The 23,539-nt window shown below is 35.0% G+C and carries 17 protein-coding genes; 14 read left to right on the forward strand and 3 right to left on the reverse strand.

What is annotated here, in order from left to right:
* The first annotated feature begins 36 nt into the window (after window positions 1–36).
* From glyA to C8C85_RS15785, 7 genes are all read left to right on the forward strand, one after another.
* Window positions 37–1,311, forward strand: a complete 1,275-nt coding sequence (gene glyA, locus C8C85_RS15755; protein ID WP_116797922.1) for a serine hydroxymethyltransferase — start codon at window positions 37–39, stop codon at window positions 1,309–1,311.
* Window positions 1,312–1,444: 133 nt separating this feature from the next.
* The gene (locus C8C85_RS15760; RefSeq protein ID WP_116797923.1) at window positions 1,445–2,038 is read left to right on the forward strand and encodes a tRNA-(ms[2]io[6]A)-hydroxylase; all 594 of its coding nucleotides are present in this window, start codon (window positions 1,445–1,447) and stop codon (window positions 2,036–2,038) included.
* 123 nt (window positions 2,039–2,161) lie between these two features.
* Window positions 2,162–2,719: a helix-turn-helix domain-containing protein gene (locus tag C8C85_RS15765; RefSeq protein WP_116798511.1), complete on the forward strand. Its 558-nt coding sequence runs from the start codon at window positions 2,162–2,164 to the stop codon at window positions 2,717–2,719.
* Window positions 2,720–2,743: 24 nt separating this feature from the next.
* A complete protein-coding gene (locus tag C8C85_RS15770) occupies window positions 2,744–3,196 on the forward strand; it encodes a response regulator (RefSeq protein ID WP_116797924.1) in 453 nt (150 codons plus the stop codon).
* Between the two features lie 10 nt (window positions 3,197–3,206).
* Window positions 3,207–4,991 (forward strand): ATP-binding protein, encoded by a 1,785-nt coding sequence (locus tag C8C85_RS15775; RefSeq protein ID WP_116797925.1) that lies wholly within the window; start codon window positions 3,207–3,209, stop codon window positions 4,989–4,991.
* Window positions 4,992–5,005: 14 nt separating this feature from the next.
* Window positions 5,006–5,506 (forward strand): GNAT family N-acetyltransferase, encoded by a 501-nt coding sequence (locus C8C85_RS15780; RefSeq protein WP_116797926.1) that lies wholly within the window; start codon window positions 5,006–5,008, stop codon window positions 5,504–5,506.
* A 221-nt stretch (window positions 5,507–5,727) separates the two neighbouring features.
* A complete protein-coding gene (locus tag C8C85_RS15785) occupies window positions 5,728–6,186 on the forward strand; it encodes a VOC family protein (RefSeq protein ID WP_116797927.1) in 459 nt (152 codons plus the stop codon).
* 6 nt (window positions 6,187–6,192) lie between these two features.
* Here the strand turns inward: C8C85_RS15785 and C8C85_RS15790 are convergent, their stop codons facing one another.
* Entirely contained in the window at window positions 6,193–6,762 is a 570-nt protein-coding gene (locus C8C85_RS15790) for a pentapeptide repeat-containing protein (RefSeq protein WP_116797928.1), read from the reverse strand.
* Between the two features lie 442 nt (window positions 6,763–7,204).
* Between C8C85_RS15790 and C8C85_RS15795 the strand changes: the two genes are divergently transcribed.
* The 4 genes from C8C85_RS15795 (at window position 7,205) to C8C85_RS15810 (ending at window position 13,543) form a co-directional block, all read left to right on the forward strand.
* Window positions 7,205–7,600: a hypothetical protein gene (locus tag C8C85_RS15795; RefSeq protein WP_116797929.1), complete on the forward strand. Its 396-nt coding sequence runs from the start codon at window positions 7,205–7,207 to the stop codon at window positions 7,598–7,600.
* A gap of 173 nt (window positions 7,601–7,773) precedes the next feature.
* Complete coding sequence (locus tag C8C85_RS15800) at window positions 7,774–8,856, forward strand: efflux RND transporter periplasmic adaptor subunit (protein ID WP_116797930.1); 1,083 nt, start codon at window positions 7,774–7,776, stop codon at window positions 8,854–8,856.
* A 90-nt stretch (window positions 8,857–8,946) separates the two neighbouring features.
* Window positions 8,947–12,117, forward strand: coding sequence for an efflux RND transporter permease subunit (locus C8C85_RS15805; RefSeq protein WP_116797931.1), 3,171 nt, complete (start codon window positions 8,947–8,949; stop codon window positions 12,115–12,117).
* Window positions 12,107–13,543 carry a TolC family protein gene (locus C8C85_RS15810; RefSeq protein WP_116797932.1) on the forward strand — a complete coding sequence of 479 codons (1,437 nt, stop codon included), beginning with the start codon at window positions 12,107–12,109 and terminating at the stop codon, window positions 13,541–13,543. Before C8C85_RS15805 ends, C8C85_RS15810 begins: the two co-directional genes overlap by 11 nt.
* Before the next feature lie 185 nt (window positions 13,544–13,728).
* On the opposite strand, the gene C8C85_RS15815 is transcribed toward C8C85_RS15810, so the two are convergent.
* Window positions 13,729–14,751: a LacI family DNA-binding transcriptional regulator gene (locus tag C8C85_RS15815; protein ID WP_116797933.1), complete on the reverse strand. Its 1,023-nt coding sequence runs from the start codon at window positions 14,749–14,751 to the stop codon at window positions 13,729–13,731.
* Window positions 14,752–15,672: 921 nt separating this feature from the next.
* Here C8C85_RS15815 and C8C85_RS15820 point away from each other — a divergent pair.
* The 3 genes from C8C85_RS15820 (at window position 15,673) to C8C85_RS15830 (ending at window position 19,617) form a co-directional block, all read left to right on the forward strand.
* A complete protein-coding gene (locus C8C85_RS15820) occupies window positions 15,673–17,154 on the forward strand; it encodes a xylulokinase (protein WP_116797934.1) in 1,482 nt (493 codons plus the stop codon).
* 6 nt (window positions 17,155–17,160) lie between these two features.
* Entirely contained in the window at window positions 17,161–18,486 is a 1,326-nt protein-coding gene (gene xylA, locus C8C85_RS15825) for a xylose isomerase (RefSeq protein ID WP_116797935.1), read from the forward strand.
* A 252-nt stretch (window positions 18,487–18,738) separates the two neighbouring features.
* On the forward strand, window positions 18,739–19,617 hold the full coding sequence (locus C8C85_RS15830) for a hypothetical protein (RefSeq protein ID WP_116797936.1): 879 nt from the start codon (window positions 18,739–18,741) through the stop codon (window positions 19,615–19,617).
* Here the strand turns inward: C8C85_RS15830 and C8C85_RS15835 are convergent.
* Window positions 19,600–23,268 carry a metallophosphoesterase gene (locus tag C8C85_RS15835; RefSeq protein ID WP_243412119.1) on the reverse strand — a complete coding sequence of 1,223 codons (3,669 nt, stop codon included), beginning with the start codon at window positions 23,266–23,268 and terminating at the stop codon, window positions 19,600–19,602. The two genes, C8C85_RS15830 and C8C85_RS15835, sit on opposite strands and share 18 nt — an antisense overlap.
* Between the last annotated feature and the right edge of the window lie 271 nt (window positions 23,269–23,539).

Below are 23,539 nucleotides of genomic sequence, written 5' to 3' on the forward strand. Positions count from 1 at the left end.
TTGTATTTTTGCGTCAAATTAACGAAAATCAAAGAAATGCAACGCGACGAACAAATTTTTGACCTCATTCTTGAAGAACAAGACAGACAAATTCACGGACTAGAACTTATTGCTTCTGAAAACTTTGTAAGTGACGAAGTAATGGAAGCTGCTGGATCTGTTTTAACTAATAAATATGCTGAAGGATATCCTGGCAAAAGATATTACGGAGGCTGCGAAGTAGTTGATGTAGTAGAACAAATTGCTATCGACAGAGCTAAAGAATTATTTGGTGCTGAGTATGCAAACGTACAACCTCACTCAGGTTCACAAGCTAATACAGCAGTATTTTTTGCTTGCTTGAAACCAGGTGACAAAATTTTAGGTTTCGATTTATCTCACGGAGGACACTTAACTCACGGTTCACCAGTAAACTTTTCTGGACGTTTGTACAATCCTGTTTTCTATGGTGTAGATAAAGAAACTGGTCGTTTGGATTATGATAAAATTCAAGAAATAGCTACTAAAGAACAACCAAAATTAATTATTGCAGGTGCTTCGGCTTACTCTCGTGATATGGATTTTGAGCGTTTTAGAGTAATTGCTGATAGTGTTGGTGCTATTTTAATGGCTGATATTTCTCATCCTGCTGGGCTTATCGCCAAAGGTTTGATGAATGACCCAATTCCTCACTGTCATATTGTTACAACAACAACTCACAAAACATTGCGTGGACCACGTGGAGGTTTGATCATGATGGGTAAAGATTTTGAAAATCCTTGGGGATTAACTACACCAAAAGGAGAAATCAGAATGATGTCATCATTATTGGATCTTGCCGTTTTTCCTGGAAATCAAGGTGGACCATTAATGCACATTATTGCTGCCAAAGCAGTAGCTTTTGGAGAAGCATTAAAAGATGAGTTCTTTACCTATGCTATGCAATTGCAAAAAAATGCAAATGCAATGGCTGATGCTTTTGTAAAAAGAGGATACAATATCATTTCTGGAGGAACAGACAATCATATGATGTTGATTGACCTTAGAAACAAAGGAATTTCTGGAAAAGAGGCTGAAAATGCTTTGGTAAAAGCAGAAATCACCGTAAATAAAAACATGGTTCCATTTGATGATAAATCTCCATTTGTAACTTCAGGTATCCGTGTGGGAACTGCAGCAATCACGACTCGTGGTCTTGTTGAAGAAGATATGGAAACTATCGTTGATTTGATCGACAGAGTTTTGGTAGATCACACCAACGAAGATGTTATTGAAGAAGTAGCCAATGAAGTAAACGAAATGATGAGCGAAAGAGCAATCTTTGTGTTCTAAATTTTTGTTTAATAGTTTAAAGAGTTTAAAGTTTAAGGTTTTGTATTGTGCAAAAGTTCGAACTTTAAACTCTTTTCTTTTTTAGAAAACCTTAAACTTTAAACAAATTTTTAAACCCTAAACTAATTTTAAAATGTCAGTACTAAGATTAAAACTGCCAACCGATCCTAGATGGGTTAATATCGTTGAAAAAAACATAGAAGAGATTCTTACCGATCATGCTTGGTGCGAACAAAAAGCAGCAACAAATGCGATTACAATTATTACCAATAATTCAGAACATCAGGATTTGGTAAAGGATTTATTGGCTTTGGCCAAAGAGGAAATCGATCATTTTGAGCAAGTGCATAATATTATTATCAAACGCGGACTGAAATTGGGTCGCGAGCGCAAAGACGATTATGTAAATGAATTGTATTTGTATATGAAAAAAAGCGGTGACGGAAGCAGAGTTTCGGGTTTGGTGGAGCGCTTGTTGTTTTCGGCCATGATTGAAGCAAGAAGTTGTGAGCGTTTCAAAGTACTTTCGGAAAATATTAAGGATGAAGAACTGGCTATTTTCTATAGAGATTTGATGGAAAGCGAGGCAGGTCATTATACTACCTTTATCACGTATGCTCGAAAATATGGCGTTGGAATTGACGTTGAAAAACGCTGGAGGGAATGGCTGGAATTTGAAGAATCGATTATTGCCAACTACGGAAAAGGCGAGACAATTCATGGGTAGATTTTTTTTATATTGTATTATAAGTTAGTCTTTTATGCGTAATCATATTTGTATTTAATTTGCTTTTGGTTGGTTATTTGTGATGAATTTTTTATATTTATCGAAAACCAAATAAGTATTGCTATGAGATTCTACATAAATTATGATGTAAATATTGCTTGTAGAGTTATTTTGCAAGAGCAATTAGAGTTGTTAAATATTAAATACAAACTTTTGCCTTTGGGCGGTTTTGAAATAAGCAATACCGTTTCTAAAGAAAATTTTAAAACACTGAAAGAGAATCTTGGCAAGTATGCAATTAACATAGTTGACAATCAAAAAAAACATCTTTTTCAGCAAATTAAAGAAACGATTGTAGAAATTGTATTTGATAAAGACAAATATCCTAATACCAATATTTCCTATTATCTTTCTGAAAAGTTCAATTTAAGTTATGGCCACTTGGCTAGTATCTTTTCAGAATATACCTATACCACTATTGAGAATTTTATTATTATTCAAAAAATTGAAAAAGTCAAAAAATTAATTATTGAAGAAAAATTAAACATGACTGAAATTTCATATGAATTGAATTATAGCAGTGTAGCACACTTATCCAGTCAGTTTAAAAAAGTAACTGGCTTGACTCCCAGCGTGTTTAAAAGAATTATTGAAAAGAGAAAGCAATTAATCGATAATTAAATTTAAAATTCAATCAAGAGATATATGACTAATGATTTAACCCCCTTACAGATCTTTTTGGCTGATGATGATGAAGATGATCGCATCTTTTTTAGAGAAGCCATTGAGGATCTAAAAATGAAAAACAAGCTTACATTATTCAATGATGGAAAGGACTTGATGGATTATTTATTAGACCCCGATGCTAGTTTGCCCGATATTTTATTTCTCGATTTAAATATGCCTTATAAAAATGGATTGGATTGCCTCAAAGAAATTAGGGCAGATGATCGGTTTAAGGATGTTTCTATCGCCATATATTCCACCTCTTCATCTGAGGAGGATATTGAAAATACTTTTATCGAAGGAGCAAATATTTATATAAAAAAGCCCAATGATTTTTCTGAATTGAAAAAAGTAATCAAAGGTGTTTTCCATATGAATTGGCAATTTCATGTTTCTGGTTTAAATAAGGAAACATTTTTCTTTAGCATATAATAAAGTGCAAATGAAATTTTTTGGATTATATAAAAATACCCAAGTATTTAAAATTGCTTTGATTGTGGCAATAGTCGTGATAGGCTATATTGCCAGCGTATTTTATACTCAAATGCAAAAACTGGATACTTCGGTTGAATTAATCGCAAGTTCAAATAAAACCCAATATGAGTTAGAAAAGCTCCTGTCTATTATGGGAAGTTATGAGATGAGTTTGCGTAATTATATTATTACCCAGGATGAAGTTTATTTGGAAGACCGCTTTTTAAACAGAGGAGAAATCGAAGTATGCATTAAGAATTTAAAAAAGATTGCAGGAAATGATTCTGCTAAGATTAAAGATATTGACAGTCTGAAAAAACTGATAGATTATAGATTTAAGCTTTTTAGGGATTTATTGTTAATTCAAAAAAGCCCGAGAAAAAACACTTCTGAATTGTATATAAAACTGTTAGAAAGCAGTTCTTGCACAGAGAGCATGCACGCTTTTGTTTATAAAAGAATCAATGCGGAAATAAGCAAGATAAAACGCTATAATACAAATCATCAATTTGAGTTAAATGATTCCATAATAAGCGCTTTTCTACTTGTCATGCTTTCATTAGCAATATTGTTATTATCATTTAATAAAATGAATGTTGACATTAATGAACTCAAAAAGGCCAATGATGAATTGAAATTTACAAACCTTTCCTTTAAAAATGCTGAACAAATTGCAGGATTTGGTCACTGGAAATTTAATTTAGACAAGAACACCTATACATTTTCGGATAATTATTATCGATTGATGGGAGTAGAACCACGTTCTTTTGAACCCAATTTAGAAAATGCCAGCAAATTTTTGCATCCAGATGATTATGATAGTGTGATGGAAGTTCATAAACAATCCTTAATCGATCATCAACCCACTTCAATAATGTTGCGATATTTGCTGCAGGATGGAACTATAAAATACATTATGTCCGTTGGTAGTTTTACCAGAAATAGTAATGGTGATCTGATTAAAATAGGTGTCAATTATGATATTACTGCGCAGTATAAAAAAACACTAGAAATAGAAGAGAGTAATAAACAATTGAAGACGATTAATGCCGAACTGGAATCGTTTAATAATATTGTAAGTCATGATCTTCAAGAACCGCTGCGTAAAATTCAAATGTTTGTATCTCGACTAGAAGAAAAAGAGATAGACTTATTGACTCCTAATGGAAAAGAATATTTTGTAAAAATTCGTTTGGCAGCCAATAAAATGCAAACATTATTAATCGATTTACTGAATTATTCAAGAGTTGCCAAAGGAGATAAAATTTTTTCAAAAATAAATTTACAAGATTTGGTAGAGCAATGCATTCAAGATTTATCAGTAAATATTGAAGAGAAGAAAGCTGAAATTGAAGTTATAGATCTACCGGAAATTAATGGAATAGGATTTCAAATCGAACAATTATTTGTCAATTTAATTTCGAATTCGCTTAAGTACAGTAAAGAGAATATACCGCCAAAAATTAGTATCAAATCTGAAAAAATTTCTGGAAAGGAAATGTATAATAGCAGGATTATTTCTAATGCTGACTATCATAAAATTGTTGTTAGTGATAATGGAATCGGGTTTAAACAGGAATATGCCGATAAAATATTCCAGTTATTTAAGCGTTTAGAAACTGATTCTAAATATAGGGGTACAGGCATTGGTTTAGCAATTTGTAAAAAGATTATGGAGAATCATAATGGTTTTATCAAAGTGAAATCCAAACTAAACGTAGGTACCAAATTCTCTATTTTTTTTCCAAAATAAATTAATTAAAAATAATGATTACAATAAGCGAAGCTTCGATTGTTGATTACGAGACGATTCAAAATATTGCGCATCAAACATGGCCTATTGCCTATGGAGAAATCCTTTCGAAAGCACAATTGGATTATATGTTGGATGCCTTTTATAACGAAGAAGCATTAAATGATAGTGTTGCCAATAAGGGGCATCATTTTATATTAGCCAAAGAAGGTGAGCAGACTTTAGGTTTTGCTTCCTATGAGCATTATTACAACCAAAAGCAACAAACCAAAATTCATAAGATTTATATTTTGCCTCAAACACAAGGCAAAGGAATTGGCAAAAAGTTAATAGATTTTATCGAAAAGATTGCAAAAGAAAACGATTCGAATGCACTTTCATTAAATGTAAACCGATTCAATAAAGCATTGCACTTCTATCGAAAATTAGGTTTTGAAATCGTTGAAGAAGTTAATATAGAATTGGATCACGGTTACCTGATGGAGGATTATGTGTTGGAGAAACCGATTACTTAACCTATTCGCTATCGCTCGAATCAATAAAGATGCTATTTAGAAATTTTGAGAAACCGAAGCCCATTTGCTTCGGTTTTTTTATGCGTTTTTGTTTCAAATATTTTCTTTATGTTAAAAATACTAGTTTGTAATGTGTTGGTATATAGTAAAATGAGTAATTTTAATGTTCTCTTTATGATAGCGTTTTAAGAGCTATATGAAAATTTAAAAAATAAATACACATGGAAACATCACACATTTATCCGGGAGCGTACACATTGAATGCCTACATAACAATCAAAGGATGCAGTGACGCTATTGAGTTTTATAAAAAAGCTTTTGGGGCAAAAGAAAAAGGAAGATTACTGATGCCTGATGGGTCAATTGGCCATGCAGAAATAGATATTGAAGGTTCATTATTAATGATGGCCGACGAGAACCTAGAATGGGGAAACAAAAGCCCTTTAACCATTGGCGGAAACCCAATGACTTTTGGATTGTATGTAAAAGATGTTGATGCTGCATTTCAAAAAGCTCTCGATGCATGTGCCACTTCACTCATGGCAATCGAAGATATGTTCTATGGTGATCGTGTGGGGCAGGTAACGGATCCATTTGGCTATAAATGGATGATTGCAACGCATAAAGAAGACATTAGTTATGAGGAAATGCAAAGACGATTTGATAAAATGGTATGTTGAAATTTCTTATTTTATTATAATATCATGTTTGTAAAGCAAACCTTTTAGTCCTTCTACTGAAAAAATTGCTTTCTTCAATTTGGTAGTTTTTGGGTCTATTGTATAATTATAACTGGTTCTGAAATTGGCTTTGTTAGCTATGGCTTTGGCAAATTCGGAACGGTATAAGTCACAATTATCAAATAGTGTTTCAGTCAAATCGGCAGCCATAAAATCCACAGCAATCAAACTGCAATTGATAAACGGAGTCCCTTTTATTTTTAGGGTATAAAATTTAGAGAAATCCAATATGCAATCGTTAAAACGGACTTCAAAAATAAGTTTGTTGCACATTGCAAAATTAACCTCCTTGATTTTACATCGATTGAAAGTTACGGTTCTCAAAGCCACATGATTGATTCTGCCTTCACTAAAAATACAGTCATTAAAAACACAATCAATAAAAGTTACATCCATAAAATTACAGGCCGAAAACGTACAGTTATTAAATGTACAACATTCAAATTCCTTAAAATTAACTTCGTCAACGCCGTAAGTGTGATTGTTGTATTCGATATCTAGGAAATATTCTGGCATCAAAGAATTTTAATTTCAGCAAAGAAACGAATTTCTATTTCTTAATGACATAGAACTTCAGTGAAAAATGACTATTTGAAGCCATGGATCTTTAGGAGCAGAAGTTTTTCGTTTTTCATCAACATTTTTCCTGCTGTCCACTATATCCGTCTCGTCTCGTCCAAAAAGACGAGACGAGACGGGATGCCGCTTCCATCAGGGCTAAGTAACACATTTAGTTATTCTAGCAACTTTCCCATAAATAATTTGTTATCATAAGAAAAATTACAATCAATAATATGCATGTAGGTTTTTAATGACTAAATTAATAAGAAATTATTGTTAACATAGCATAAAGTATTCGTGGTTTTAAACGAAAGAAAACGTTTTCGTTGGCTCTTATAACTTTTGCCTGCTAAAAAAATGTTTTTTTATCTCAATCTTTTATTATTTTCGCACCCAAATGAGAGTAATTATAAATTTCATATGTCTGTGTATTTTTCTGCTGGGTGGTGGACAACATCTCCATGCCGATACACATCCTATTGCTATTTGTGATTCTCCTTCTTGGGATTTTGTAAAAAAACAACAAGTAAAACTTAGAACTGCAGAACCAGGAAGTGTCTTAATTGAAGATGCTGACGTGGACTTAGACGAGGAATTTCACAGAAGTGATGATCTTAAAAATGGTGGTGCCAATAAAATCTTAGCTGCAAAACATAGTTTGTTAGACAGTTGGTATTTGACATTCTCCAATGAGTTTATTTTCAAGGATTATTCCAAACAGTTTGAAAACTTCGCGTCCAATTGCGCCCATTCTAATCCTATTTACTTAAGAATAGGAGTTTTAAGAATTTGATATATACCCTACATCAGTTGCCAAAAGTGTGATGATGTATACCTCTTGGGGGTATATTAAATTTATTTCATCTTGAATGATAGTTCTGGTCTCACACTGGTAACTGATGGTCTTTTGCTTTCAAAGGAATTTTCTATTCCATCAATTATTGCATAACAACCATTTTTATTACAATGAAAAAATCACTCGTGTTCATGGGCTTAATTGCCGTGTTGTCTCTTGCTAGCTGTACAAGTAAGAAAGAAGAAAAAGAAGAAGTCGAAACTTTTGCAGTTACTAATCCTGTAAAAATTGATACTTCGCTAACGAAGCAATATGTTGCACAGATAAAATCTTTTCGAAATATTGAGATTCGTGCACAAGAAAAAGGATTTCTGCAAAATATTTATGTTGATGAAGGCCAATTTGTAAAAGCAGGCCAGGTATTGTTCCGAATTATGCCAAAAGTGTATGAAGCTGAATTGTTAGGAGCTCAAGCAGAAGAAAAAGCGGCAGAAATTGAGCTTAAAAATGCTAAAACTTTGGCAGACAAAAATATAGTTTCAAAAAATGAGCAAGCTGTCGCTCAAGCTAAATTAGATCAGGCAAGAGCTGAAGTTTCCCTTGCAAAAGTTCATTTGTCATTTACCGAAATCAGAGCTCCGTTTGATGGGACTATCGACAGAATCCCAAAGAAACTTGGAAGTCTTATTGATGAAGGAGAGCTGCTTACCAGCCTTTCTGATAACAGCCAGATGTTTGCTTATTTTAATGTTTCTGAACCAGAATATTTGGATTATGAAACCAATGTTAAAGGCAGAGCAGAAACCAAGGTAGGATTACTTTTGGCTAATGGTAATACATTTAAAGAAAAAGGAAATGTAGAAGTTATCGAAAGTGAATTTGATAATGAAACCGGAAATATTGCTTTTAGAGCGCGATTCCCGAATCCGGGTAAGTTATTGAAACACGGAGAAACCGGAAAAGTATTGATGGAAGCTCCTCTTCCAAATGTAATTGTGATTCCACAAAAAGCTACTTATGAAATTCAAGACAAGAAATATGTTTTTGTTGTGGATAAAAACGATGTTGTATCTTCTAGAGAAATTACAATTAAAGGAGAAATTCCAGATTTGTATTTGATTGACAGCGGTATAACCGTAAATGACAAAATCTTGTTGGAAGGTGTTCAGAAGGTTAAAGACAATGATAAAATTCACTATAAATACGTAGCGCCTCAAGAAGTTATTACTCATTTGCGATTAAAAGCAGAATAGTTTTAAGTAATCAGTTTGCAGTGTTAAGTAATCAGTATGCAGTTTACGATGTAAACACGAATTTGGTTTAATCATAAAAAATAGAAACAAATGTTTGATAAATTTATCCAAAGACCTGTTATGTCGATAGTAATATCGCTTATAATTGTCTTTTTAGGGGTGTTGTCGGTGATGAATTTGCCAATAACCCAATTTCCGTCCATATCACCGCCAATGGTGAATATTACGGCCGATTATCCTGGTGCTAATGGAGAATTGATGATTAAGTCGGTAGTTATTCCTTTAGAAAGAGCTTTGAATGGAGTTCCGGGAATGAAATATATGACTTCTGATGCGGGAAATGACGGTGAAGCTAGTATTCAAGTTGTATTTAACTTAGGTACTGACCCTAACCAAGCCGCTATTAATGTTCAAAACCGTGTGGCTTCGGTTACAAATAAACTGCCACCGTTAGTAGTAAGAGAGGGTGTAAAAATTACCCGTGAGGTTCCAAGTATGTTGATGTATGTGAATCTTTTTAGTACCGATAAAAATACGGATCAAAAGTTCTTGTACAACTATGCCGATATCAATGTATTGTCAGAATTAAAAAGGGTAAACGGTATTGGATCGGGAGATATTTTAGGAACTCGTGAATATGCGATGCGTATTTGGCTGAAACCAGACCGTATGTTAGCGTATAAAATTTCTGCTGATGAAGTAATGGAAGCATTATCAAGTCAGAGTTTGGAAGCTTCGCCAGGAAAAACGGGTGAGGCATCTGGAAAACGTTCTCAAGCATTTGAGTATGTTTTGAAATATTCAGGAAGGTTTACTACGAAAGAACAGTATGCCAATATTATATTGAAATCCAATCCAAATGGAGAGATTTTACGTTTGAAGGATGTTGCTAATATTGAGTTTGGAAGTTCGATGTATGATATTTATTCGAATTTGAACGGAAAACCATCTGCGGCAATCGTATTAAAACAGTCTTTTGGAAGTAACGCAAATCAAGTTATTGAAGACTTAAAGGTCAAATTAGAAACCATCAAGAAAAAATTCCCAAAAGGGATGGATTATGAAATTTCGTATGACGTTTCTAAATTCTTGGATGCTTCGATTGAAAAAGTAATTCACACGTTGATTGAAGCGTTTATTTTGGTAGGATTGGTTGTATTCCTTTTCTTAGGAGATTGGCGTTCTACGGTTATCCCAGCGATTGCTGTACCGGTTTCATTAATTGGAACTTTTGCGTTCATGCAGTTTTTCGATATTTCGTTGAACTTAATTACTTTGTTTGCATTGGTATTGGCAATTGGAATCGTCGTCGATGATGCCATTGTGGTTATCGAAGCCGTTCACGCCAAGATGGAGGAAGAACATCTCTCGGCATTGAAGGCGACTAAAAAAGCAATGCACGAGATTTCAGGTGCTATTATCGCTATTACATTCTTGATGGTAGCAGTATTTATTCCTGTTACATTTATGTCTGGTCCGGTTGGAATGTTTTACAGACAGTTCTCAATTACGATGGTAACTGCAATTATTCTTTCGGGAGTTGTGGCATTAACATTAACGCCGGCACTTTGTGCTATGATGTTAACAAATAATCATGGAGTACCGAAAAAGAAAACACCTATAAATAGATTTGTTGATGGTTTTAACAACCTGTTTAATCTTACGCAAACTAAATATCAGCATATTCTTGGAAAAATAGTAAACAGAAGAGCAGTTACAATTATCGTGCTTTTAGGATTTTGTGCTGGAACTTGGCTTATCAGCAGTACTGTTCCTTCAGGATTTATTCCAAATGAGGATCAAGGTATGTTTTATGCCATTATTCAAACGCCTCCGGGTTCATCATTAGAAAGAACAAATGATATTTCAGTAAAACTGCAAAAAATTGCCGAAAAGGTAGACGGAGTAAAATCTGTTTCTTCATTGGCTGGTTATGAAATTTTGACTGAAGGTACTGGATCGAATTCAGGGACCTGTTTGATCAATCTTAAAGATTGGAAAGACAGAAAGCATTCTGTTCAGGAGATTATGGATGAATTGGAGAAAAAGTCTAAAGACATTCCAGGTGCTAATATCGAATTTTTTCAACCGCCAGCAGTACCAGGATATGGAGCTGCAGGAGGATTTGAGCTTCGTTTATTGGATAAAACGGGTTCAGGCGATTATAAGAAAATGGAAAAAATTAACAATGATTTTGTTAAAGAACTCAACAAACGTCCTGAATTATCGAATGTATTCAGTTTCTATAGCGCCAGTTTTCCTCAGTATATGATGAAAGTGGATAATGACTTAGCACAGCAAAAAGGAGTATCCATCGAGAATGCGATGAATACGTTATCTACGCTGGTGGGAAGTAACTACGAAATCAGTTTTATTAAATACGGAATTAATTATAAAGTTATCGTTCAGGCGTCTCCGGAATATCGTGCCCAGCCAGATGATATTTTGAAACTTTACGTAAAAAATGACCGAGATGAAATGGTGCCTTTTTCTGCCTTTATGAAATTAGAAAAGGTATACGGTCTATCAGAAATTACCAGACATAACATGTACACTTCTACGGAGATTAGTGGTGCTGCAGCTTCAGGATACAGTAGTGGAACTGCCATTAAAGTTATTCAGGAAGTGGCTGAGAAAACATTACCTAGAGGATATGATATTGACTGGGCTGGTATTTCTGCCGATGAGGTTGCGCAAGGGAATCAAGCCATTTGGGTTTTTCTTATCTGTTTAGGTTTCGTTTACTTGGTTTTAGCGGCTCAATACGAAAGTTTCATTTTACCAATGTCAGTAATTTTATCATTGCCTGCTGGTATATTCGGTGCTTTCCTTTTACTGAAATTTACAGGTTTGGAGAACAATATCTACGCTCAGGTTGCAATGGTAATGCTTATTGGTTTATTAGGTAAAAATGCCGTATTGATTGTAGAGTTTGCTATTCAAAGGCATGCCGCAGGCCTATCTGTTCTTGATGCTGCAATGGAAGGAGCCAAAGCAAGGTTCCGTCCTATCTTGATGACTTCTTTTGCTTTTATTGCCGGTTTGCTTCCATTGGCGTTTGCAACAGGACCTGGAAAAATTGGTAACAGAACTATTGGTACTGCTGCTGCAGGAGGAATGTTAATAGGTACAATATGCGGTGTATTCATAATCCCTGGATTGTATTACATTTTCGGTAGAATCGCTGAAAGATATACCTATGTAAAAGATCAAAAAGAAAATCCATTAACCGAAGAATTTGACGATAATCATGCACAATAAAAAATCCTATAAATATATTGTCCCGCTAGGTATTTGCTTAGCGGTGGCAAGTTGTACTCCGGCTATTGCGCCCTTGGCTGAAACCAAGACTGTTCCGGAATCTTTCGATAAAAGTAAAGGTACTGATACCACCAATACTTCAACCACTCCATGGCGTACTTACTTTAAGGATCCAAATCTGGTGAATTTGATTGATACTGCCTTGAAAAACAATCAGGAATTGCAGATCACTTTGCAGGAAATTGAAATCGCCAAAAACGATATTCGTGTGAAGAAAGGTCTTCTTTTGCCAAGTGTTAGCGTTGGAGCAGGAGCAGGAATCGAAAAAGTGGGGAGATATACTAGCCAAGGAGCAGGAGATGCATCAACTGAAATACTTCCTGGTAAGGAAATGCCAGATCCATTGGGAGATTTAAAAATTGCAGCCTATGCACATTGGGAAGTAGATATCTGGAAAAAACTGCGTAATTCAAAGAAAGCGGCGGTAAGCCGATATTTATCGACTGTGGAAGGAAAGAACTTTGTGATTACAAACCTTATCTCGGAAGTAGCCGATTCATATTATGAACTGCTAGCTTTAGACAGTCAGTTGGAGATTGTAAGAAAGACTATCGAGCTGCAATCAAACGCCTTAGAGGTTGTTAAAATTCAGAAAGAAGCTGCAAGAGCAACCGAATTGGCCGTTCAAAAATTTCAGGCCGAGGTTTTGGCTTCAAAAAGCATGGAGTTTGATATTCTTCAAAATATAAAAGAAACAGAGAATAAAATCAATTTCTTGTTAGGACAATATCCACAGGAGATAAAAAGAGACAAAGGTAATTTCATGAATTTGATGCCTTCGGTAATCAATTCAGGGATTCCATCTCAATTGTTGGCCAATCGCCCGGATATCAAACAAGCCGAATTGGAATTGGAAGCTGCTAAGCTGGATGTAAAAGTGGCTCGTGCGGAGTTTTATCCATCACTAGACATTACTGCGGCTATTGGCGTAAATGCCTTTAATCCGTCCTATTTATTTACGCTTCCGGAGTCGTTGCTGTATTCATTAGCGGGTGATCTGGCCGCCCCTTTGATTAACAGAAATGCTATCAAAGCCGAGTATAGCAGTGCCAATGCACGACAACTTCAGGCTTTGTATAACTATGAGCGTACAATTCTAAATGCGTATTTAGAAGTATCGAGCCAACTTTCCAAAATCAATAATTTGGAAAAAAGCTACGACCTAAAATCGCAGCAAGTAGTTGCTATGAACCGTTCGATTGATATTGCTGGCGACTTATTTAAGTCTGCCAAAGCCGATTATTTTGAAGTTTTGATGACACAGCGTGATGCTTTGGAATCCAAACTTGAATTGATAGATACCAAAAAAGAACAACTCAACGCCTCGGTCCTTGTTTATAGAGATCTAGGTGGTGGATGGAAATAACGTGGTTGTTATAATTGTGATTAAGTCCTAAACATGTAAAAGTGTTTAGGACTTTTTTTATAAAATATTTGTAAGGTCCTGAAATAAGTTAACATAAAAGTTGACCTATTTTAGGACCTTATAGGTTTTTGAAATCTTGTTGTTTTAATAAATAATGAAATAATGATTCATTAAAAAACAATTAATTATTTCAAAGGTAAAGTTGTTCCTCGTTCTATTAAGCTGGTTTTAATGATTTTGGTAGTAAACTCTAAGTCGGATTTATTTTCCAAACGGTCCACCAGCATCTTGGTTGCAACTTCACCTATGTATTTGCCATGTTGACTTATGGTAGTTATTGTAGGGGTAACATGTTGAGGCAATTTTCCATTAGTAAAACAAATGATTGACATTTCTTCTGGAATTTTATAATTCATGGATTTAATCAATTGTAAAGATTGAATGGCAGAACTTTCCTCGAGACATAATAAGCCATCTATAGATTTGTCTGATAAAATAATTTTCATGGAGGTTTCGAGGTCTTCTTTTTTATTTAATCGTACTATAATTTTTTCATCAATCGTGATGTTATGATCTTTGAGAGCTTGTTTATAACCTTCAACACGTAATTTCCCTACGCTTAAATTATCGATGACGGAGACTAATGCGATTTTTTTACACCCCGTTTTGATGAGGTGTTCTGTGGCATGCCTTGCGCCTTCAAAGTCGTTTACAATTACTTTGTCGCATACTATTTCGTCGGTTACTCTGTCAAATAGTACAATAGGTACACCTTCGTTTATGGCGTCATTAAAGTGTTTGAAGTTTTTGTTGATTTGGGTTTCTTCGGCAATGGAAACAATAAAACCATCGATGGTTCCGCTTTTTAATAATTCCACTGTATTGACCTCTTTGTCATAGGACTCATTAGAAATACAGGAAATTAAATTATAGCCTAACTCAGATGCTTTTTCCTCGATACCGACAAAAACTTCCGTAAAAAAACTATTCATGATATTGGGAATGATTACACCCAAAGTTTTGGTTTTTTTGTTCAGTAAACTTAAAGCTATTTTATTGGGTTTGTAATTATGCTTTTTGGCAAACTCCTGTATTTTTTCTTTGGTTTTCAAACTGATTTCATGACTATCATTCAGAGCTTTCGAAACAGTCGCAATAGATACATTAAACTCAGCAGCAATTTTTTTTAATGTAATTCTATTGTTCATTTTTGTATTATGATTTGGCGATTTGATGTAGTAGGCTAATTTAAATTAATTTCTTGATACATTTTTGATTTTGGCTCTAAATATGGCAGTATTATAAGTCGTTTTTATTTCAATAATTTAGGTTTTGGTTTTAGTTCAATTATTAATTTTTGGAGCAGAATGATTTGCTTCGCTTATTCGCTATCGCTCGGGTGGCTTTTTTGCCGATATCGTCCCGCTTTCTGTTACAAACAAAGTTCACTGAACTCCGATGAAAATAATAATGTAGTGAAGTAATTTTTTGTCTCTCGTAAAAAAAACGAGCCACAAAAAGATTTCTACTTCACACGAGCGAGGCGAACTGGCGGAGCAAGGGGGGCTTAGGGCAATGTCATTAAGTTATGAGATTTTAGATTGAGGATTAACGATTGCTGATTTCAGATTTGTTGTTGCTAAATATTAGATTGTCGATTTACGAAGTCTGCTACATCTTAAATGCTTCGCCTGTTCGCCTTTCAGGCTCGGGTCAAAAATCGTTAATCAAAAATCGTTAATCAAAAATCAGCAATCATTTTATCATTTAAATCCTTAACTTAATGACATTGGGCTAAGGGGTGGTATTTTGTTTTTTTTGCCATCATCAAAAAAGAAGAAATAATAATCGAACTTATGTTTTTAAGATTTCTTGATAGTCAAAGGGAATATCTGTTGCCTTTATCACTGTTAATTTTAAAAAGTTACTTAAACCTTTAAGTTGTTATTTAAAGATGATTTTTTTGGATAGGATAGTTTTTTAAGTATTTGATTATGTTGTGTTTGTTGTGTATTTTGTAAAAATCATAATGAAATCATTCTCTTGAATGAAAAGTATGTATTTTGTCTTTTTTTATTCAAATTATAAAGAATACTATAATTTTAGCTTCATAAATTAAATAATAATAAATGTATTATATAGGATATGATATAGGAAGTTCATCGGTGAAGGTGGCTTTGGTTGATGCAGTTACCGGTGAAAAAATTATCGCCTTGCACGAACCTGCCGATGAAATGGCAATAATCGCTTTTCATAAGGATTGGGCCGAACAGGATCCAGAACTATGGTGGGAATATACTTGTACGGCCACCAAGCGCGCCATCAAAGAGGCCAACTTAGATGCTTCAAAAATTTCAGGTATTGGGATATCATATCAAATGCATGGATTGGTCGTGGTTGACAAAGAGGGCACTGCGTTGCGTAATGCCATCATCTGGTGTGACAGCAGGGCAGTAGCGATTGGTGACAAAGCCTTTGAGGAAATTGGAGCCGAGAAATGCGCTACCCATTTATTGAATTCTCCCGGAAATTTTACGGCTTCCAAATTGAAGTGGGTAAAAGACAACGAGCCAGAAATTTATAAAAATATCTACAAATTCATGTTGCCGGGTGATTTTATTGCTTTTAAACTTACGGGTAAAATAGTATCTACCAGAAACAGTTTATCCGAGGGGATTCTTTGGGATTACAAAGAGAATAAGGTTGCCAATTTCTTGTTGGACTATTATGGAATTGACACTGCATTGACACCAGACTTGGTCGATAATTTCACAAACCAAGGGGAATTAACCGATAAAGCATCAAAAGAGTCGGGGCTTCCTGTGGGAATTCCGGTGGTGTATCGCGCGGGAGACCAAGCTAACAATGCCTTGTCGCTGAATATTTTCAAACCGGGTGAAGTGGCTACAACAGGCGGAACTTCGGGAGTTTTGTATGCCGTAACAGACAAATTGGACTCAAAGGAAACTTCAAGGGTAAACAGCTTTGTGCATGTTAATTACACCACTGAGCGCCCTATAGTTGGTAAGTTATTGTGTATAAACGGAGCAGGCATTCAATACCGATGGTTGCGTAATAGTGTGGTCGATTCTTATGAAAATATGAACCATAAAGCATCCAAAGTTCCTGTAGGATCAGATGGGGTTGTGGTGATTCCTTTCGGGAATGGGGCAGAACGTATGTTGAATAATAAAAACGTGGGAACCCACTTTTTGAATTTAAATTTAAACAAACACAGTCACGGTCATTTGTGCAGGGCGGCATTGGAAGGAATCGCATTCTCCTTTGTTTACGGTATGGAAATCATGAAAAATGACAATACAGAGATTAAAGTGATTCGCGCCGGAAACGACAACCTTTTTCGATCTGAAATCTTCTCGAAGACGGTGGCGACATTAATCGGGTATGAAATTGAAATATACAATACTACGGGTTCGGTCGGTGCAGCAAGGGCCGTTGGACTTTTGGACGGTGATTTTGAAAAGTTTGGCGAAAACATCATCAAGAATGACCATGTGATGACTTATATGCCGTTGAAAAATAACGAGCCATATGTGGAAGCTTACAATAATTGGAAAAAAGAATTGGAATTAATAATAACAAAAAAATAGAACAAGATGATCAGTTTGGGAAATAAAGAATATTACAAAGGAATTGGGAAAATTCAGTTTGAGGGAAAAGAATCAGATAATCCGTTAGCATTCAAGTACTACAATCCAAACCAAATCGTGGCCGGAAAAACAATGCGTGAACACTTTAGGTTTGCAATTGCTTATTGGCATACTTTCTGTGGCCAGGGTTCAGATCCGTTTGGTCCAGGAACACAACATTTTGCTTGGGATCAACCAACTGATGCAATCGCTGCCGCAAAAGAGAAAGCGGATGCCGCATTTGAATTTATTACCAAAATGGGATTTGACTATTACTGTTTTCACGATTTTGACTTGGTTAGAGAAGGAGCCACTTTCGCAGAATCAGAAAGCAGATTGGCTACCATCACAGACTATTTGAAAGAAAAACAAGCCGCTTCTGGAGTGAAATTGCTTTGGGGAACTGCAAACTGTTTTTCTAACCCAAGATATATGAATGGTGCGGCTACCAATCCAGATTTTAATGTATTGGCAAGAGCCGGAGGACAAATAAAATTGGCTTTGGACGCTACCATTGCTTTAGGCGGTGAAAACTACGTGTTCTGGGGAGGTCGTGAAGGATACATGACTTTACTGAACACCGATATGGGAAGAGAATTGGATCATATGGGACAATTTTTGGCCAAAGCCAGAGATTATGCCAGAGCACAAGGATTCAAAGGAAATTTCTTCATTGAGCCAAAACCTATGGAGCCAATGAAACATCAATATGATTTTGACAGTGCCACGGCCATTGGATTTTTGCATAAATATGGTTTAGAGAAAGATTTCAAGATGAACATCGAGGTGAACCATGCAACACTGGCTCAACACACTTTCCAACACGAAATGGAAGTGGCTGCCAAAGCAGGAATGTTGGGAAGCTTGGATGCCAATAGAGGGGATTACCAAAACGGATGGGATACGGACCAATTCCCAAACAATATCCAGGAAGTTACCGAGGCTATGTTGGTTTTCCTAAAAGCAGGCGGACTACAGGGAGGTGGTGTCAATTTTGACGCCAAAATCAGAAGAAACTCGACTGATATGGAAGATGTATTCTTGGCCCACATTGGCGGAGCCGATACTTTTGCGAGAGCATTATTGACAGCCGACAAAATTATCACTTCTTCCCCTTATGAAAAACTAAGAACGCAACGTTACAGTTCATTCGATTCTGGAAACGGAAAGGCTTTTGAAGAAGGAAAATTAAGTTTAACCGATTTGTATAAAATTGCCCAAGAAAACGGGGAGTTGAATTTACAAAGCGGCAAACAGGAGCTTTTTGAAAATATTATCAATCAATACGTATAATGGTATAGATACAGAATAATAAATTTCACTTTGAAATATAAGGCATCAGCCTTAAAGGAAAAGCAGAAAGGCTATTACTTGTAAGAATTCAAGTAATAGCCTTTATTATTTTTTTTAATTTTTTGTAATAGATTTAGTTTGTAATATTTTGGTGAAAAATATTTTGTCAACAAGAAATTCAATTATTTAGCCAAGAAATAAGTTTAGTTTCATCGAAATTTATGACTTATTTTTGTAACTATACATAAAGCTATGAAAAATTCTATCTCTATTGTAATTGCTTTTATTTTAATAGCGTGTCAAAACGGTTCTGAAACACTTACGACACTTTATAGTTTACCAAAAAAGTTAAAAGAAGTTTCCGGGATTGTTTATACTGAAAAAAATGATTTATTCTGGACTTTGGAAGACAGCGGTAATGCCAATAAAATCTATGGACTGAATGCTAAAAATGGCACAATTGAGAAAACAATTACCATTGAAAATGCCTTAAATATAGATTGGGAAGACATCACAAAAGACAAAGCAGGAAATCTTTATATTGGCGATTTTGGCAACAATGACAACGTTCGAAAAGATTTGTGCATCTATCAAATAAGTAAAAATTCATTAGAGAAAGAAAAGACAATTCCAACCTATAAAATTTCATTTTCGTATCCCGAGCAAAAAGAATTTCCACCAAAAAAAACTAAATTATTCTTTGATGTGGAAGGTTTCTTTGAATATAAAAACAACTTTTATCTCTTTACCAAAAACCGAAGCAAAGGATTTGACGGCACCGTTTTAGTATATAAAATTCCAAATAAAGTAGGTTTTCATCAAGCGGTTTTAATGGGGAAATTAAAAACCTGCGAGAACTATAATCACTGTGCAATTACCAGTGCTGCCATTAGCCCTGATGCTTCCAAAGTAGTTCTTTTAACCCACGATAAAATCATATTGCTGGAAAATTTTAAAGGAGATGATTTTCTTAAAGGAAAGCAGTCGCAACTGAAATTAAATCATTTTTCACAAAAAGAAGCGATTTGTTTTAAGAACAATGAAACCCTGATTATTGCTGATGAAAAGACTAATAAAATTGGCGGAAAAGTTTATGGAGTGAATCTTTCAAAGCTAAAAGCCATACCCTAAACCAAAAGTAATTCTGGCTCGGTCATCGGTGCCTTTGAAATAGGTTATTCGCCCCGTAATTACATTGAGGCCATTTATCCATATTCCGCCACCAATGGATTGATGCCATTTATGGGAGTCCTCACCATCTAGCCAAACTCTTCCGTAATCATAACCGCCTAAAATTCCGTAAGACATTGGTATAATGCTCTTTTTAATTTTGCCGATGTTCCAGCGTAGATCTGTACTTTGGTAGAAAGAAGCTTTACCCAAGAATCGTTCGTTTCTGAAACCTCTCAAATCATAATCACCACCTAAAGTTGCGCCTTGATAAAATTCGAAATTATTGTTGAACAATACTTTTGATTTCAGAATAGTGGCCAAAACAAGCTGACCTTTCGGATCAATTTTATGGTTGAAATTAATTTTTGCGTCTAATGCAGGAAAATTGGTTTGTGTATGGTCTACATTCATTTTCCAACTGCCCGCTACTGAAAATCCAAATCCCATTGTCGGTAGCGATGGAACATCATAATTTTCAAAACTATATTTGATTATGGCTCCCACATACTGTTGGTTATCAAAAACATTTGGGTTTACTGCCCCCGGAATGTTTATATAACGATCGGTAGTTTCTTCGACTCTTATTTTTTCAAAAGAGGTAGCAAGATTAATTTCACTTCCATAACGACCTGTTTTTTTGATGGATGGCATGGCTTTTAGTGTTCTCAATCGAACCCGATTGTAATCCATTCCATAAAAATCATCATTGTTTACGGTTTCATTTCCATAGCCAAAATAATTAACGGTGAAGTTAGGACTCGTGAATTTTGATTCCAACTCAAAATCCCATTTGCCTAAAGTTTTTGGAAAATAGCCGTTATAAGTAAATTCATAACCGCTGGTGGCAAATAAATAATTGGCTTTTAATAAGTGCCTTTGAGTGTATGGATATTGATTGAATTTGTTTATCGTGTAGCTTGCCACGATGCCTAATTTCACACCATCATCTGGATTGTAGCCTCCAAAAGGGAATCCCGCGAAAGCATTGTATTTTACTTTTTCATAGTTGTAAAAATTGGGCTCATAATCATCGGTCAAAAAGGTTTTGGTTTTAGAGTCCAAAGTAAAATTGTTCGGTTTGGATTTAAAATCATATATCTTTATTTTTTTTCCGTTTTCAACAGTATAGCTGTCATTATTTTGCCCGCCTATCAATCGAATTTTTATATCCGATTTAGCGTCTCCTTTTACTTCAAATACATCATCGTCATCTAAACCGTAAATCCAAATATTTTTGGTTTTATCTGCCGTGAAATTTTTGGTATAAAGCAGTTCATTACCTTCTTTTTTGAGTCTGTAAACCGCTATTTCAGTATTGTTTTTTGAGATATTCGTAATTGTAAATTTGTCTTTTTTGTCTGTTCCAACAATCAAAACCGTTTTTTGCAATACCCTGTAATATTCTTTTGCGTATTGCTGTAGTTTCGTTTTTCTTATTTTTAGTTTGCGTTTAATGTCTTCGATCGTTTCGTCCTGCACTTCTTTGGGTAAATTAGTAAAAGCACCATCAATATCATCATCCGAAAGATGTTCTTGAATGTATTTGGCCTGTGCTATCCATTCCTTTTCATCAGTTGTTTTTAGGAACGCAATATCTTGTGGATAAGGTTCACGGTTCAGCCATTTTACGTTGCGAATATCTTCTTTAAAAGTTTGTTGATGGCGTAACGCCGGCATATTCATTAATAACGATAACAGAGCTCCATCATATTTGGTAAAGGCTTGATCTCGATCTCTCGGAATGGGTTTGTACACTATTTTTCCATCTTCTTTGTATTCGCCCCAGCGCCATTGATCACTGTGTCTGTCCCAATCACCAATAAGCATATCAAATAATCGGGCTTTGATATATTCGGGTTCATCAATGGTGTATTTTTCATCTTTGTGCAAATTTTTCATCACATCATCAGTGCTGATAATATCCAATGGTTTTCCAAAACTTGTTGTGTTTTTTTGATTATCGGATAATTGTTCTTCCACCAGGTACAGTTCATCACCAAAATTATAATTGAAGCCCTTTAGAATTGGTTCTTTTGGAATGTAATACAAAAGAGGATTAGTATGTGCAACACCAATTTTGTCGGCTAGATTTCCAACCGCCAATGGGGTGTAAGGGTGCGAGGTAGTGTAAAAATCAAACAAAAAACCTTCGGCATAGGTATCATCAAACTGATTTAAAACAAACTGATCTTTAAAAACCACTGATTGCAGAAAACGGGAGGTGCTCTTTTTGAGGGCACGCATTACATATTCTTTGCCATTGGCATCAACCAGTCGCAATGATTTTGATTGGTGTCCGCCGCCTTCCCTTGTAGGTTTGACTCCGCCAAAAAGAGTGTCCAAAGTAGCCGTTTTTGCTTCAATGGGCAAACTATAATATTTTCGATAATGTAACCCAAAAAGGAATTTATGAAAGATGCTTTTTCGAGTCATCTCATTAGAGTAAATCGAAGTTGTAGTTGTTGCGGCAAATTTTGTGGGTAAATTTTTTGGTGCGACTGTATCTCGAACTTTTATGATGGTTTGCTCCAAAAGTAGTTTTTCCTGTTGGTTTTCATTGCCATAAAAGGATACTTTGGTTTCTCCGTTTTTATACAATGTCAATGTTGCATAGCCATTTCCTCCGTATGAAAAATCATTTGGATTCACAGCCTTGGCAGCTTCTGATTTTGAACCAGCACCGCTAATGATTTGTCTAATATTGTTTTTGCTTAGGTATTGTAAATTATGGTCATGGCCAGAAACTACGATGACATTTCTTTGATTTTGCAAAAGTGTTTTCACCCGTTTTGTAAAATTGAGATACACTTTATTTTGGATATCCTGCGGATAGATACCCGATGTTTTTCGGGTCAAATTAAATAGAGAACCAATAACAGGCAATGGAATTTTTTGCTCGAAGGGGAAGAGTTCTTTTTCCATTGAAAACTGTCCACCGCTGGTTCCATTGCTCATCAGCGGATGGTGAAGAGCTAGAATTATTGTTTTGTCTTGATTTTTATTTAAAATACTTGCCAGTTCGTCAAAAAAATCTTCACGGGTTTTGATACTGCAATCATCATTTATAGTTGGGTATTTGTCCCAATCTTCCAGAAACCATTGACTGTCAATAGCAATTAGAGTTATGTTTTTGTCAATTTTTAATTCTTCTAAGCCACAATTTTTTTGAGGCAAAAAAGCTTTTTTATCATTGAGATAATTGGTTACAAATTTTGCCTGACGTTCTAAACCTGCAGTTCCGGTGTTCCAATCATGATTTCCTGGGATGAAAATGGTTTTTCCTTTGAAATTTTTGGATAATTCTAACTGTTTTGTAAGTTTGTTTTGAGCCTCTGCATATTCTTCTGGGATTACGCCACTCGGAAATCCGTTAGGATAAATATTGTCGCCAAGAAACAATAGCGTACTTTTTTTATTTGAATTTTCTAACCTTTTTCGAAGTAAAGAAAATGTTTCTTGAGCTTCTTCTTTGTTAGGACTTCCAGCATCACCAATTAAGAAAAATGTATGGGCAATTTTTGAAGAATCTGTTTCATTTTGGATGACGTGGTTTTCTAGTTTTTTGCCATATTGGGCCTGGTGTGTCGCACAAGATTGAAGAAGCAGCATTAAAAAAATGAAGCTAAAATTTATTGAACAATTTTTTGAAAACAATCTCATTATTTTGTATTTAGTATTATTTTGATTATCCGGTAACCAAAAACAAGTATGCTCTTACTTATATTATTTCAAGAATCATACCTTTTTAATAAGGCTTAATAGTAGGCTGATTGCGTATTTATTTATTTTAAATTTAGCGAAATGTCGAGTTTTTTGATAATTTTTAAACGAAATTAAGAAAATGTATATAAAGGTAATTGATTAATCGATGTTACTTTTA

Origin of the sequence: Flavobacterium sp. 103 (assembly GCF_003096795.1) — a bacterium.
Lineage (GTDB): Bacteria > Bacteroidota > Bacteroidia > Flavobacteriales > Flavobacteriaceae > Flavobacterium.